At 70.4% G+C, this 13785-nt stretch carries 12 protein-coding genes; 7 read left to right on the top strand and 5 right to left on the bottom strand.

Annotation, left to right across the window (positions count from 1 at the left end; translation table 11 throughout):
• Nucleotides 1–20: 20 nt before the first annotated feature.
• From IDM46_RS02640 to IDM46_RS02630, 3 genes are read left to right on the top strand one after another with little or no spacing between them, the layout of a single operon-like run.
• A complete protein-coding gene (locus IDM46_RS02640; RefSeq protein ID WP_182822791.1) occupies nt 21–821 on the top strand; it encodes a thiazole synthase in 801 nt (266 codons plus the stop codon).
• A gap of 9 nt (nt 822–830) precedes the next feature.
• The gene (gene trmB, locus IDM46_RS02635) at nt 831–1568 is read left to right on the top strand and encodes a tRNA (guanosine(46)-N7)-methyltransferase TrmB (RefSeq protein WP_182822793.1); all 738 of its coding nucleotides are present in this window, start codon (nt 831–833) and stop codon (nt 1566–1568) included.
• Nucleotides 1569–1577: 9 nt separating this feature from the next.
• On the top strand, nt 1578–3419 hold the full coding sequence (locus IDM46_RS02630; protein ID WP_185114735.1) for an SLC13 family permease: 1842 nt from the start codon (nt 1578–1580) through the stop codon (nt 3417–3419).
• Between the two features lie 21 nt (nt 3420–3440).
• Here IDM46_RS02630 and IDM46_RS02625 read toward each other — a convergent pair whose 3' ends face one another.
• Nucleotides 3441–3821 carry a Rieske (2Fe-2S) protein gene (locus IDM46_RS02625; protein WP_182822797.1) on the bottom strand — a complete coding sequence of 127 codons (381 nt, stop codon included), beginning with the start codon at nt 3819–3821 and terminating at the stop codon, nt 3441–3443.
• Between the two features lie 53 nt (nt 3822–3874).
• On the opposite strand from IDM46_RS02625, the gene IDM46_RS02620 reads away from it, so the two are divergent.
• The 4 genes from IDM46_RS02620 (at nt 3875) to IDM46_RS02605 (ending at nt 6872) form a co-directional block, all read left to right on the top strand.
• Entirely contained in the window at nt 3875–4156 is a 282-nt protein-coding gene (locus tag IDM46_RS02620) for a hypothetical protein (protein ID WP_182822799.1), read from the top strand.
• 45 nt (nt 4157–4201) lie between these two features.
• Nucleotides 4202–4918 (top strand): fumarylacetoacetate hydrolase family protein, encoded by a 717-nt coding sequence (locus tag IDM46_RS02615; RefSeq protein WP_182822801.1) that lies wholly within the window; start codon nt 4202–4204, stop codon nt 4916–4918.
• Nucleotides 4919–4952: 34 nt separating this feature from the next.
• Nucleotides 4953–5357, top strand: coding sequence for a large-conductance mechanosensitive channel protein MscL (gene mscL, locus IDM46_RS02610; RefSeq protein WP_182822803.1), 405 nt, complete (start codon nt 4953–4955; stop codon nt 5355–5357).
• Nucleotides 5358–5570: 213 nt separating this feature from the next.
• Nucleotides 5571–6872, top strand: a complete 1302-nt coding sequence (locus IDM46_RS02605) for a M28 family peptidase (RefSeq protein WP_223878049.1) — start codon at nt 5571–5573, stop codon at nt 6870–6872.
• A 56-nt stretch (nt 6873–6928) separates the two neighbouring features.
• Here the strand turns inward: IDM46_RS02605 and IDM46_RS02600 are convergent, their stop codons facing one another.
• From IDM46_RS02600 to IDM46_RS02585, 4 genes are all read right to left on the bottom strand, one after another.
• On the bottom strand, nt 6929–7807 hold the full coding sequence (locus IDM46_RS02600) for a TrmH family RNA methyltransferase (protein WP_185114734.1): 879 nt from the start codon (nt 7805–7807) through the stop codon (nt 6929–6931).
• Between the two features lies 1 nt (nt 7808).
• Nucleotides 7809–9242, bottom strand: a complete 1434-nt coding sequence (locus IDM46_RS02595) for an alanine/glycine:cation symporter family protein (protein WP_182822810.1) — start codon at nt 9240–9242, stop codon at nt 7809–7811.
• A gap of 104 nt (nt 9243–9346) precedes the next feature.
• Nucleotides 9347–12490, bottom strand: coding sequence for an efflux RND transporter permease subunit (locus IDM46_RS02590; protein ID WP_185114733.1), 3144 nt, complete (start codon nt 12488–12490; stop codon nt 9347–9349).
• Nucleotides 12491–12495: 5 nt separating this feature from the next.
• Nucleotides 12496–13632: an efflux RND transporter periplasmic adaptor subunit gene (locus IDM46_RS02585; protein WP_185114732.1), complete on the bottom strand. Its 1137-nt coding sequence runs from the start codon at nt 13630–13632 to the stop codon at nt 12496–12498.
• Nucleotides 13633–13785 lie beyond the last annotated feature (153 nt).

Genomic DNA, 13785 nt, shown 5'->3' with positions numbered 1-13785 from the left:
AGTTGCGCGATAATGCGGCGATGACCAGCCTAGACACCTTTGGCGACGACGCCCTCGTCATCGCCGGCAAGCGCTACCGTTCCCGCCTGCTGACCGGCACCGGCAAGTTCGTCGACCTCGACGAAACCCGCCGCGCCACCGAGGCCGCGGGCGCTGAAATCGTCACCGTGGCCATCCGCCGCACCAACATCGGGCAGTCGCCCGGCGAGCCGAACCTGCTCGACGTGCTGCCGCCCGACCGCTACACCATCCTGCCCAACACCGCCGGCTGCTACACCGCCGAAGAGGCGGTGCGCACCTGCCGCCTGGCGCGCGAGCTGCTCGACGGCCACAACCTCACCAAGCTCGAGGTGCTGGGCGACCAGCGCACGCTGTTCCCCGACGTGGTGCAGACGCTCAAGGCCGCCGAACAGCTGGTCGCCGACGGTTTCGACGTGATGGTCTACACCAGCGACGACCCGATCCTGGCCAAGCGCCTGGAAGAGATCGGCTGCGTGGCGGTGATGCCGCTGGCGGCGCCGATCGGCTCGGGTCTTGGCATCCAGAACCGCTGGAACCTGCTGGAGATCGTCGAGAACGCCAGGGTGCCGATCATCGTCGACGCCGGCGTGGGCACCGCGTCCGATGCCGCGATCGCCATGGAGCTCGGCTGCCACGGCGTGCTTATGAACACCGCCATCGCCGGCGCGCGCGAGCCGGTGCGCATGGCCACGGCCATGCGCCTGGCCGTCGAGGCCGGGCGCCATGCCTTCCTCGCCGGGCGCATTCCGCGCAAGCGCTATGCCAGCGCCTCGTCGCCGGTCGACGGCCTGGTCGGCTGACCGCCGCGCGTGGATCCGTTCAAAAGCCCGGGCGCCAAGGCGCCGCCCAAGCCGTTCACCGTGGAGGACGGCAACCGGCGCGTGCGCAGCTTCGTGCTGCGCCAGGGACGGTTCACGCCCGCGCAGCAGCGCGCGTTCGACGCACTGTGGCCACGCTTCGGGCTTGACTACACGGCCGCGCCGCGCGACTTCGATGCCGTGTTCGGGCGCCAGGCACCGCGCATCCTGGAAATCGGCTTCGGCAACGGTGAAGCCCTTCGCTTCTCCACCGGCCACGACCCGGCGCGGGACCATATCGGCATCGAGGTGCACGCCCCCGGCGTGGGCCGCCTGCTCAACGCGCTCGCCGATGACGACGTCGGCAATGTACGCCTCTACCACCACGACGCGGTCGAGGTGCTGGAGCACGAGATCACCGACGCCAGCCTCGACGAAGTGCGCATCTACTTCCCCGATCCCTGGCACAAGAAGCGCCACAACAAGCGCCGGCTGGTGAATCCCGCGTTTGCCGATCTGCTCGTGCGCAAGCTTGCGACGAATGGCCGCTTGCACCTCGCGACCGATTGGCAGGACTATGCGGAGCAGATGTGGGACGTGCTCGACGCGACCCGGGGACTGCGCAACCGCGCCGGCGCGCGTGGCCACGTGCCGCGCCCGGAGTGGCGGCCGCAGACCCACTTCGAAAGTCGCGGCCAGCGCCTGGGACACGGCGTCTGGGACCTGCTGTACGACAGGGACGGGAGCTGACGCCAGGACATGGAGACCCTCGCCCTCACCACGGACATGAAGCTCGTCCTCGGGCTGGTCGCGATGGTGATGGTGCTGTTCCTGTTCGAGCGCGTGCGCGTCGACCTGGTGGCGCTGGTGGCGCTGGTGGTGCTCGGCCTGACCGGGCTGGTGGCGCCCGAGGACATCTTCAACGGCTTCTCGTCCAACGCGGTGATCAGCATCATCGCCACGATGATCCTCGGCACCGGCCTGGACCGCACCGGCGCGCTCAACCGACTGGCGGCCTGGCTGCTGCGGCGCTCGAAGGGCGTCGAGAAGAAGCTGCTGCTGTACACCTCGGCGGTCGCCGGCCTGAACTCGTCCTTCATGCAGAACCCGGCGGTGATGGCGCTGTACCTGCCGGTGGCGTCGCGGCTGGCGTCGCGCACCGGGCTTGGCCTGTCGCGCTTCCTGCTGCCGATCGCCGCCGCCATCGTGATGGGCGGCGCGCTGACCATGGTCGGCAACTCGCCGCTGATCCTGCTGAACGACCTGCTGGTGGCGGCCAACGCCAACCTGCCCTCCGGCGTGGCCACGCTGGAGCCGCTGCCGATGTTCGCGCCGCTGCCGATCGGCCTGGCGCTGCTGCTGATCGCGCTGGCCTACTTCCATTTCTTCGGCGACCGCCTGCTCGGTGACAACATCGCCGGCGACGGCAGCGTCACGCCGGCCCGCACCGAGAGCTATTTCGCCCGCGCCTACGGCATCGAAGGCGACGTGTTCGAACTGACCGTCAGCGCCGACAGCCCGCTGGTCGGCATGGCGCTGGGCGAGGCCGAGACCGTGCACGGCGCGCCGCTGCTGCTCGCCCTGAAGACCGGCAACGATTCACGGCTGGCACCGCCGGCCGACGCCCGCATCTGGGTGGGGAGCGTGATCGGAGCGATGGGCGCGCGCCAGCAGGTCGCGGACTTCGCGCAGAACAACATGCTGCGCATGTCCACCCGCCTGCGCGAGTTCGGTGACCTGTTCAACCCCAGCCGCGCCGGCATTTCCGAGGCCGTGGTGCCGCCGACGTCGAAGTTCATCGGCAAGACCCAGGCGGAGCTGGCGCTGCGCAAGAACTACGGCATCAGCCTGCTGGCGGTGAACCGAGACAAGGACGTGCTGCGCGACAACATCCGCAACCTGCCGCTGCGCGCCGGCGACATGCTGGTGCTGCACAGCATCTGGCAGGACCTGGCGCAGACCGCCGCCAACCGCGACTTCGTGGTGGTCACCGACTACCCCAAGGGCGAGCAGCGCCCGCACAAGTTCAAGATCGCGATGGCGATCTTCGCGGTGACCATGCTGATCGCGCTCGGCTCGGAGCTGCCCACCTCGATCGCGCTGATGACCGGCGTGGCCGGCATGCTGGTCTGCGGCGTGCTGAAGATGGACGAGGCCTACAGCGCCATCAACTGGAAGACGGTGTTCCTGATGGCCTGCCTGATCCCGCTGGGCTGGGCGATGGACTCCAGCGGCACCGCGGCGTGGATTGCCGGCCACACCATCGAACAGCTGCCGGAAGGACTTCCGGTGTGGACCATCCAGCTCACCGTCGCGCTGCTGACGGCGGCGTTCTCGCTGGTCATCAGCCACGTCGGCGCGACCATCGTGATGGTGCCGCTGGCGATCAACCTGGCGCTGGCCGCGGGCGGCGACCCGACCGCGTTCGCGCTGATCGTGGCGCTGTCGGCGTCCAACAACCTGGTCACCCAGTCCAACCCGGTGATGTCGATGATCGCCGGCCCCGCCAACTATTCCGCGCGCGACCTGTGGCGCGTGGGCGCACCACTGTCGCTGGCGTACATCGCAGTGGTGGTGGTGATGGTGAACCTGATCTTCTGACCGCGTGGCGCGGCTGCCGGCTCAACCCGCCAGATAGACCAGGCCGTCGCGCACCACGACGGCGACCGCGCGCAGCGCCTCGCCGCGGCAGGGCCCGGCGGTGCACAGGCCACCGACGGTCTCGAACGTGGCGCCGTGCACCGCGCAGACCAGTTGCCCGTCCCTGGCCTTCAGGAACTGCCCGGGCGCCCAGTCGAGCCGACGCCCGGCATGCGGGCAGATGTTGAGCCAGGCGCGGACGCCGTCGGCGGCGTCGCGGTGGAGGATGATCGAGTCCATGTCGCCGTCGACCAGGCCCTCGCACTCGGCGAAGCCGCCGGGCGCGATGGAGGCCAGCGTGCGCAGCGGCGTGGACTCCGCCGCACCCGATCCGATTAACGCTTCGCTTACATCTTTCGACATCGTGCCGCCGATACTCGTCGCATCATCATTGCTCGGCATTCTGGCATCACCGCATGATCAACAGCAGCTTCCGCACCGCCCACGCCCGTTTCGACGCCAGCCAGTTCCGCGACCTGTTCGCACCGCGCAAGCCCAGGCATCCCCTGCTGCGCGTGGCGCTCGGGCTGCTGGGCGTTGCCTTGCTGCTGGTGCTGCTGGTCGTCGGCGTGGTGGTCGGCGGCACCATGCTCGCGCTCGGCCTGGTGCGCCGCGTGTGGCTGCAGCGCGGCAAGCCGCAGGCCCGTGGCGGCCGCGTGGTGGATGCCGAATACCGCGTGATCGACAAGCCCGCCTGAGCCCGGCCACCGGCCGCTCGCCCGCCACCCGTTGACGGAACTCCCATGACCGACGTGATTCCCGCGCCCGCCCAGGCGCGCCTGGCCGTGCGCGGCGGCGGCACATTCCCGGTGCGGCGCGTGTACTGCGTCGGCCGCAATTTCGCCGACCACGCCCGCGAGATGGGTGCCGCGGTGGCGGCGTCCAAAGCCACCCGAGGCCAGCCGGTGTTCTTCATGAAGCCCGCCGATGCACTGGTGACCGGGGGCGTGGTGCACTACCCGCCCGCCACCGTCGACCTGCACCACGAGGTGGAACTGGTGGTCGCCCTGGGCCGCGACGCCCCGCCCGGCATCCTCGACCGCGAACACGCCGCACGGCTGGTGTTCGGCTACGGCGTGGGCCTGGACCTGACGCGCCGCGACCTGCAGTCCGCGGCCAAGCAGGCCGGCCTTCCGTGGGATACCGGCAAGGCCTTCGATGAATCAGCGCCGGTGAGCGAGCTCGTGCCCGCCGCCGCCATCGGCGAGCTCGCGCCGCGCCGGCTGTCGCTCACCGTCAACGGCGAAGAACGCCAGGCAGGGCTTCTGTCCGACCTGGTCTGGGACGTGCCGGACATCCTCCACGAACTCTCGCGCCTCAACACGCTGCGCGCCGGCGACCTGGTGTTCATGGGCACGCCCGCGGGCGTGGCCGCGCTGCACCCCGGCGACACCTGCGAAGCGCGCCTGGACGACGCCATCGTGCTGCGCTGCCGCATCGCGGCGGCGCGTGTACCCTGATCGCGGCACCCGCCGTAACCATCAGGAGAGCGCAATGGGGATGATGTCCGAGTTCAAGGAATTCGCGATGCGCGGCAACGTGATCGACCTCGCCGTCGGCGTGGTGATCGGCGCGGCGTTCGGCAAGATCGTGACCGTGCTGGTCGAGGACGTGATCATGCCGCCCATCGGCATGCTCATCGGTGGTGTCGACTTCTCCAGGATCGCGATCACGCTCAAGGCCGCCACGGTCGACGCGGCCGGCGTGGTGGTGCCAGCGGTGCAGATCGGCATCGGCAATTTCATCAATGCGCTGATCACCTTCGTGATCATCGCGTTTGCGATTTTCATGGTGGTCAAGGCGATCAACCGCATGAGCCGCAAGCCGGACGCCGCGCCGGCGGAGCCGAGCGAGGAGATCCTGCTGCTGCGCGAGATCCGCAACGCACTGCAGAGGTAGCCAGCGCGACGCAGGCCGGTACCTGCGGCACATCGGCACGGGGCCACGGGTTGCTAAGCTCGTGGCCCTGTTGTTTTCACGATGTGGAGCGCCATGCGCCTGGTTCCGTTGTTGCTCGCCGCGGCCATCACCGCGGTCACCGCCCTGCCCGCCGGCGCCGCCGCCGCCGGGCCCGTGCCGACACCCGCCACGACGCGTATCGACGACGCCGCGATGGCCGTCGCCGCACAGCTGCGCGCGCAGGCGCTGCAGAGCACCCTGTCGTGGGACATCACCGAATCGTTGACCACCGAGATCGGTCCGCGCCTGGCCGGCAGCGAGGCCGACGCGCGCGCTGTGGAGTGGGCGAAGGCGAAATTCGCCGAGCTCGGCTACGACCGCGTGTGGACCGAGCCGGTGACCTTCCCGAAGTGGGAGCGCCGCAGCGAGCGTGCCGAAGTCCTGGGCGCCAGCGCGCAGCCGCTCACGATCACCGCGCTCGGCGGCAGCCCGGCGGGCACCGTGGAGGCCGAGGTTGTGCGCTTCGCCGACCTGGCCGCGCTGGAAGCCGCGCCGGCGGGCTCGCTCGCCGGCAAGCTGGCCTTCGTCGACTACCGCATGGAACGCGCACGCGACGGCAGTGGCTATGGTCCGGGCGGACGCGTGCGCAGCCGCGGGCCGTCGGCCGCGATCCGCGCCGGAGCGGTCGGCTTCCTGATGCGCTCGGCGGGCACCGACTCGCACCGCAACCCGCACACCGGCATCACCCGCTTCGACGACGGCCTGGCCCCCGTGCCCGCCGCCGCGCTCTCCGTGCCCGACGCCGACCAGCTCGCCCGCCTGCTGGCGCGCGGCCCGGTACGCCTGCGCCTGGCGCTGGACTGCGGCTGGGACGGCGAATACACCTCGCAGAACGTGATCGGCGAAATCACCGGGCGCAGCCTGCCCGATGAGGTGGTGCTGCTCGGCGCACACCTGGATTCCTGGGACCTGGGCACCGGCGCCGTCGACGACGCCGCGGGCATCGGCATCACGATGGCCGCGGGCAAGCTGATCGCGGGCCTCGAGCGGCGCCCCGCGCGCAGCATCCGCGTGGTCGCGTTCGCCAACGAGGAACAGGGCCTGCACGGCGGCAAGGCCTATGCCGCGGCGCATGCCGCGGACGTCGTGCGCCACCAGCTGGTGGCCGAGAGCGACTTCGGCGCCGGCCGCATCTACGCCTTCAACACCGGAGCGCCCGCGCACGCCGACGCCGCCGAGGCGCAAATCGCCGAGCTGCTGGCGCCGCTGGGCATCGAACGCTCCGACAAGGGCGGCCCCGGCCCCGACGTCGGCCCGATCGCGGCGCAGGGCGCGGCGTGGGCCTGGCTCGGGCAGGACGGCAGCGACTACTTCGACTACCACCACACGCCCGACGACACGCTCGACAAGATCGACCCCGCGGCGCTGGCGCAGAACACCGCGGCCTGGGCGGTCATGGCCTACCTCGCGGCCGAGGCCGAGGGCGGTTTCGGCAGCGCGCCCAAGGCGCCCTGACCTGCCCCTGCGCCGGCGACCGCCGGCGACCGCCTGCGGTCGCCGCTGCGGCGGGCTCAGCGTGACTGCCACCAGCGCGCCAGCAGCACCGCGGTCGCCGCGGACACGTTGAGGCTTTCCACCGCGGCGGTGCCGGCGATCGACAGGCGCTGGTCGCAGGCCGCGGCCAGGGCCGGCGACATGCCCTCGCCTTCCGCGCCGATGACGAACACCAGCCGCTGCGGCAGCGTCGCCTTGAAGACATCGTCGCCGCCGCGCACGACGGTCGCCGCCAGCGCGAAACCGGCGCCGCGCAGTTGCGCGATGGAATTCTCGTCACGCCCCAGGCGCACGAACGGCACCGCCTCGGCGCCACCCTCGGCGACGCGCGCCGCAGCGCCGGACAGCGCCAGCGGCGAGGTTTTCGGCAGCAGCACGCCGGCCACGCCGAAGTGCGCGGCCGAACGCAGGATCGCGCCGAGGTTGTGCGGGTTGCCCACGCCGTCCAGCCACAGCGCGCACTGCGGGCCCGCGGGCAGCGCGTCGATCCACGCAGCCAGCGTCGCCGGCGGCTCGCGCAGCACGTCGGCCACCACGCCCTCGTGGTGGGCACTCGCGGCGAGCCGGCGCAGGTCATCCTCGGCGACGATGCGATAGCCGATGCGCTGCGCTGCGCACCATTTCAGCAGCGGCTGCAGGCGCGGGATCATCGCTTCGGCCAGGTAGACCTTGCGGATCGCGTCTGGGCGGCGCGCGAACGCGGCCTGCACGGCGTTGAAGCCGTACAGGCGCAGCTCGCCGGAGGCCTCCGGCGGCGGCGCATCCTCTCCACCCGGCGCCGGAGCTGCGGGCGCACGCTCCGCGCGCGGCGCGGCCGCCTTGCGCGGGTTGGGCTCCGCGCGCCAGGGACTGTTGCGCCCCGGGGGGCCGCTTCCACCAGGCCAGCGACTCGTCATGTCAGCTCCGCTTGCGCCAGAAAGCGGCATTGCGGATGCCGAGCGCCTCCGGATCGAACACCGGATCGAGGCCAAGCTTCTTCTGCCGCTCGTAGTCGCGCAGTGCGATCAGCGCGGGCTTCTGCAGGATCAGGATCGCGATGATGTTGAGCCACGCCATCAGCCCCACGCCGATGTCGCCAAGCGTCCACGCCGCGCCCGCACTGCGTACCGCGCCCACCACCACCGCCAGCAGGATCGCGACCCGCAGCGCCAGCGTCATCCATGGCCGGTGCACCTTGCGGTTGATGTAGGCGATGTTGGTTTCCGCCATGTAGTAGTAGGCGACGATCGTGGTGAAGGCGAAGAACAGCAGGGCCAGTGCCACGAAACCGGCACCGTAGCCGGGCAGCGCCGATTCAACCGCGGCTTGGGCGAAGCCCGGCCCCGCCTCGATGCCGGGCAGGGCCTCGACCAGCATGGCGCCGTCGGGCATGGCGACGTTGTACATGCCGGTCGACAGGATCATGAACGCCGTGGCCGAACACACCAGCAGCGTGTCGACGTAGATCGAAAACGCCTGCACGTAACCCTGCTTGGCCGGATGCGAGACCTCGGCGGCCGCCGCGGCATGCGGCCCGGTGCCCTGGCCGGCCTCGTTGGAATAGATGCCGCGCTTGACGCCCCACTCCACCGCCAGGCCGAGCATGGCGCCGAAGCCGGCTTCCATGCCGAACGCGCTACGGAAGATCAGCGTGACCATCTCCGGCACCTGTTCGGCGTTGAGCACCATGATCACGAAGGCCACCAGCATGTAGGCCAGGGCCATGAACGGCACGACGAACTCGGCGAAGCGCGCGATGCGCTTCACGCCGCCGAAGATGATGAACCCGAGCGCGATCACCACGCCGGTCGCGGTCACGCTTGGCGCGATGCCCCACGCGTTTTCCATGCCCGCGGCAATGCCGTTGGACTGCACCCCCGGCAGGAAGAAGCCCGTGGCGACGATGGTGGTGATCGCGAACAGCCACGCGTACCACTTCTGCCCCATCGCCTTTTCGATGTAGTACGCCGGACCGCCGCGGTAGCGGCCTTCGTCGTCTTTTTCCTTGTAGATCTGCGCCAGCGTCGACTCGACGTAGGCCGTCGATGCGCCGAGGAACGCCATGACCCACATCCAGAACACCGCACCCGGGCCGCCGAAGGCGATGGCCGTGGCGACACCGGCGATGTTGCCGATGCCCACGCGCCCCGACAGCGAGATCGCCAGCGCCTGGAACGACGAGACGCCCGCCTCGGACGACTTGCCCGACAGCAGCAGCCGGATCATCTCCGGCACGCTGCGCAACTGCATGAACCGCGTGCGGATGGAGAAGTACAGGCCGGCGCCCAGGCACAGCGCGATCAGCGCCTTGCTCCAGATGATGCCGTTGAGGGTGGCGAGGAACTGGTCCAAGGGCGTGCTCCGGTTCGTTGGCGGTGTGCACCGGCGACGCGTGCACGAGCGGACCGGCCGATTCTCCATGATCGGCACCCGATCGCGAAACTCCCGCGTGCGCGTCAGGCGTGCCCGCCCACCGGCGGCACCTCGTCCTCTTCGCGTTCGAGCTGGCGCGTGACGGCCTCGGGCGAACGCGTGTACGGCGCCAGCAGCGAGTAGAACGCGGGCACCACGTACAGCGACAGCAAGGTCGAGAACGCCACGCCCGCTATCACCACCACGCCGATCGTGGCGCGGCTCGCCGAGCCCGGCCCACCGGCCATGACCAGCGGCAGCGCGCCCATCATGGTGGCGATCGCGGTCATCAGGATCGGCCGCAGGCGCACCACCGACGACTCCACGATCGCCTGGGCGATGTTGCGGCCCTCGTCGCGCAGCTGGTTGGCGAACTCGACGATCAGGATGCCGTTCTTCGCCGCCAGCCCGACCAGCATCACCACGCCGATCTGGCTGAACAGGTTCAAGGTGCCACCGGTGAGGGCCAGGCCGATGAACGCGCCGAGCACGCCCAGCGGCACCGTCAGCATGATCACGAACGGATGCACGAAGCTCTCGAACTGCGCGGCCAGCACCAGGTACACCACCAGCAGCGCCAGCGCGAAGGTCAGCAGCACCGCGCCGCCCGCGCGCTGGTACTCGCGTGATTCGCCTTTCCAGTCGACCTGCGCGTAGTCGGGCAGTTCGGTGCGTACCACCTCGTCCAGGAACGCCAGCGCCTCGCCCATGCTGTATCCCGGCGCGAGGCCGGCGGTGATGGTGATGGCGCGCATGCGGTTGAAGCGGTTGAGGCTGCCGGGCTCGGCCAGCTCGCTGAGCGACACCACGTTGGACAGCGGCACCAGCGCCCCGTCGCGCGTGCGCACCTGGATCGCGGTCAGGTCGGCGGGTGCCGCGCGCCCGGCGCGACCGGCCTGCACCAGCACGTCGTACTCCTCGCCTTCCTGCACGAAGGTCGTGACCTGGCGGCTGCCCATCATGGTCTCGAGTGCACGCCCGATCGAGGTCACGCTGATGCCGAGGTCGGCGGCGCGCTCGCGGTTGATGTTGACGCGCATCTGCGGGCGCGTCTCCTTGTAGTCGGAGTCGACCGAGAACATGCCGGGATTGGCTTCCATGCGCTGCATGACAAGGTCGCGCCAGCGCGCGATTTCCGCGTACTCCGGCCCGCCGAGCACCAGCTGGATCGGCTGCCCGCGGCTGCCCACCAGGCCACCGCCGACGCGCGGCTGCGCGCGCACGCCGGTCAGTCCGTCGAGTTCGGCGCGCAACGACTCGGCCACTTCCGCGGTCGACTCGTCGCGCTTGTCCCAGTCCTCGAGGAACACGATCACGTTGCCGGTGTGCATCTCCTCGCCCGCGCCCCAGCCGCCGGGCACGCGGCTGTTGAAGCGGCGGATGGCATTGCCATCGGCGGCCACGCGTCCGGCGAACACCTTCTCCACCTCGCGGATCTGCTCCACCGTGTAGTCGTAGCCGGCGCCCTCCGGTCCGACGATCGAGACGAAGAACGAGCCGCGGTCCTCGGCCGGTGCCAGTTCCGACGGCACCAGCTTGCCGAGGCCGACAATGCCGGCGATGCACAGCGCCATGACGCCAAGCATCAGCCCCAGCACCGACCGCGGGCGCATGCCGCCGAGCCGCTGCAGCTGGCGCTGGTAACCGCTGCTGACCGCCTCCAGGCGGCGGTTGAACCAGCGGTTCACCGGGTTCGATTTCTCTTCCGAGTGCGGCCGCACCATCTTCGAGGCCATCATCGGCGTGAGTGTCAGCGCCACGAACGCCGACAGCGCCACCGCGCCGGCCAGCGCCACCGACAGTTCGCGGAACAGGCGCCCGGTGTTGCCTTCCATGAAGCCGACCGGCAGGAACACCGCGACCAGCACCGTGGTGGTGGCGATCACCGCGAACGCCACCTGCTTCGTGCCGCGCACCGAAGCGACCAGGCGCGGCTCGCCCAGGTCCACGCGGCGCTGGATGTTCTCCAGCACCACGATCGCATCGTCCACCACCAGGCCGATCGCCAGCACCAGCGCCAGCAGCGTCAGCAGGTTGATCGAGTAGCCGAACAGCAGCAGCGGAATGAACGCCGCCAGCAGGCACACCGGCACCGTGACCGCGGGGATCAGCGCCGCGCGGAAACTGCCGAGGAACAACCAGATGACCAGCAGCACCAGGGCGATCGCTTCGGCCAGCGTCCAGTACACGCGCTTGATCGATTCCTCGATGAACACCGTGTCGTCGTAGGCCACGAAGATGTCGGTGCCCTCGGGCAGCGACTTCTGGATCTCCACCGCCATCGCGCGCGCCGCGCGGGTGACGTCCAGCGCGTTGGCGGTCGAGGTCTTGATGATGCCCAGGCCGATGTTGGGCGTCCCGTTGCTGTGGTAATAGGCGCGACGTTCGGCCGAGGCGAGTTCGATTTCCGCCACGTCGCCGAGGCGCACCACGTAGCCGTCGTCGCCCTTGCGTAGCGGGATCGCCGCGAAATCCTTGGGTTCGGTGTAGCCGCGCTCGACGCGCAGCGTGAAGTCGCGCGTCTCCGACTCGATGCGCCCCGCCGGCAGCTCCACGTTCTCCGCGCGCAGCACGGTTTCCACGTCGGCCGGGGTGATGCCGCGTGCCGCCATCGCCGCGCTGTCCAGCCAGATGCGCATGGCATAGCGCTGGCGCCCGCCGATGCGCACCTGCGCCACGCCGTCGAGGCTCGACAGCCGGTCGACGATGTAGCGGTCGGCGTAGTCCGACAGCTCCAGCGTGTCCATCTTGCTGGAGCTCATGTTGAGCCAGATGATCGTGTCCGAATCGCTGTCGGCCTTCTCGACCTCGGGCGGGTCGGCCTCGTCCGGCAGGCGGTCGGCCACGCCGCTGATCGCGTCGCGCACGTCGTTGGCCGCGGCCTCGATGTCGCGCTGCAGGGTGAACTCGAGCGTCACCGCGGAGCGCCCGTTGACGCTGCGCGACTGGATGGTCTCGATGCCTTCGATACCGGACAGCGCATCCTCGAGCACCTGGGTGATGCGCGTTTCCACCACCGCCGCCGAGGCGCCGGGATAGGACACATCCACCGAGACGATCGGCGGGTCGATCGCCGGCAGCTCGCGCAGGGTCAGGCGCGAGAACGCCAGCACGCCCAGCACCATCAGCATCAGGCTCATCACCGTGGCGAACACAGGGCGACGGATCGACAGTTCGGACAGGCTCATCGCGCTCAGGTCCCGGCTGGAGCGACAGTGGCGGAATCGACGGGGTCAATTGAACCGGCGGGTTCGGCGGCGGGCGCAGGCGCGACGGATGCCGGCGCCGCCTCGCGGATGGCGAGCCCGGGGCGCAGCTTGCCGGTGCCGTCGACGACGATGCGGTCGCCGACGGCCAGGCCGCTGGTCACCTCCGCGTTGCCCGCGTCGCGCGCGCCCACCGCCACGATCACCTGCTCCACGGTGTCATCGGCCTTGACCCGGTAGACGAACGAGTCGCGGCCGACCTGCACGATGGCGATCTCGGGCACCAGCAGCGCATCGCGCGCCGGGCGTTCCAGCTCGACCTGCAGCAGCATGCCGGGGCGCAGCAGGCGTTCGGCATTGGCGAAGTCGGCGCGTACGATGACCGCGCGCGTGGCGGCGTCGACGCGCGAATCGACGATGCTCACCGTGCCTTCGAAGCTGCGGCCCGGCCATGCGCCGCTGGTGCCGGCGACGCGCTGCCCGGCCGCCACGTGCGCAAGCTGCGCCTCGGGCACCGGGAAGTCGACATGCACGCGCGCGATGTCATCCAGCGTGGCGATCACCGTGCCCGGCGTGACCAGCGCACCCGGGCTGACCTGGCGGATGCCGAGCACGCCGGCGAACGGCGCGCGGATCACGCGGTCGCGCAGGTTGGCTTCGATCTGCCGCACCTGGGCGCGGGCGCTGTCGCGCGTCGCGCCCTGGGTGTCGAGCGAGGCGCGCGCGATCAGCTGCTGCGCGGCCAGTTCCTGCTGGCGCCGGTACAGGCGGTCGGCCTCGTTGGCGGTGGCGCGGGCCGCCGCCAACGCGGCGTCCTGCTGCTGCCCGCTCAGCGTCACCAGCGGCGCACCGGCGGCCACTTCGTCACCGCTCTCGAAATGCACGCGGTCGACCGTCTCGCTGACCTTGGCGGTCACGTCCACGGACTCGCGCGCGTTGACCGTGGCCAGCGCACGGATGCGGTCGTTGAAGGGACGGATCGCAACGGTGGCCGTGGTCACCGTGACCGCGGCCTCGGCACGCGCGGCCGGGGCATCCTTCCCTCCGCAGGCGGCGAGGGCCAAGGCGAGCGCGGCCGGCAGCCAGCAGCGCGGGAACAATCCGGAAACAGGGGAACGGGGCATCTTCACGCAGGAAAGTGGGGCAATCGCGGGATTCTACGGGCTGCCGGTGACCGCCACGTGTGCCATCAGACTTGCACGCGGAACACGCTGTCGCGGTCAACCGCTGGCACGCCCATGCGTTAGGGCGCACTCTGGCACTGCATCGCGGGCCAG

Origin of the sequence: Luteimonas sp. MC1825 (assembly GCF_014764385.1) — a bacterium.
Taxonomy (GTDB): Bacteria; Pseudomonadota; Gammaproteobacteria; order Xanthomonadales; family Xanthomonadaceae; genus Luteimonas.
This window is presented reverse-complemented; position numbering and strand designations above follow the sequence as displayed.

Bases quoted from the DNA above. Each gene is read 5' to 3' on its own strand.
- IDM46_RS02640 (WP_182822791.1), top strand. From the start codon at position 21: ATGACCAGCCTAGACACCTTTGGCGACGACGCCCTCGTCATCGCCGGC.
- IDM46_RS02630 (WP_185114735.1), top strand. From the start codon at position 1,578: ATGGAGACCCTCGCCCTCACCACGGACATGAAGCTCGTCCTCGGGCTG.
- IDM46_RS02625 (WP_182822797.1), bottom strand. From the start codon at position 3,821: ATGTCGAAAGATGTAAGCGAAGCGTTAATCGGATCGGGTGCGGCGGAG.
- IDM46_RS02620 (WP_182822799.1), top strand. From the start codon at position 3,875: ATGATCAACAGCAGCTTCCGCACCGCCCACGCCCGTTTCGACGCCAGC.
- IDM46_RS02615 (WP_182822801.1), top strand. From the start codon at position 4,202: ATGACCGACGTGATTCCCGCGCCCGCCCAGGCGCGCCTGGCCGTGCGC.
- mscL (WP_182822803.1), top strand. From the start codon at position 4,953: ATGGGGATGATGTCCGAGTTCAAGGAATTCGCGATGCGCGGCAACGTG.
- IDM46_RS02605 (WP_223878049.1), top strand. From the start codon at position 5,571: ATGGCCGTCGCCGCACAGCTGCGCGCGCAGGCGCTGCAGAGCACCCTG.
- IDM46_RS02600 (WP_185114734.1), bottom strand. From the start codon at position 7,807: ATGACGAGTCGCTGGCCTGGTGGAAGCGGCCCCCCGGGGCGCAACAGT.
- IDM46_RS02590 (WP_185114733.1), bottom strand. From the start codon at position 12,490: ATGAGCCTGTCCGAACTGTCGATCCGTCGCCCTGTGTTCGCCACGGTG.
- IDM46_RS02585 (WP_185114732.1), bottom strand. From the start codon at position 13,632: ATGCCCCGTTCCCCTGTTTCCGGATTGTTCCCGCGCTGCTGGCTGCCG.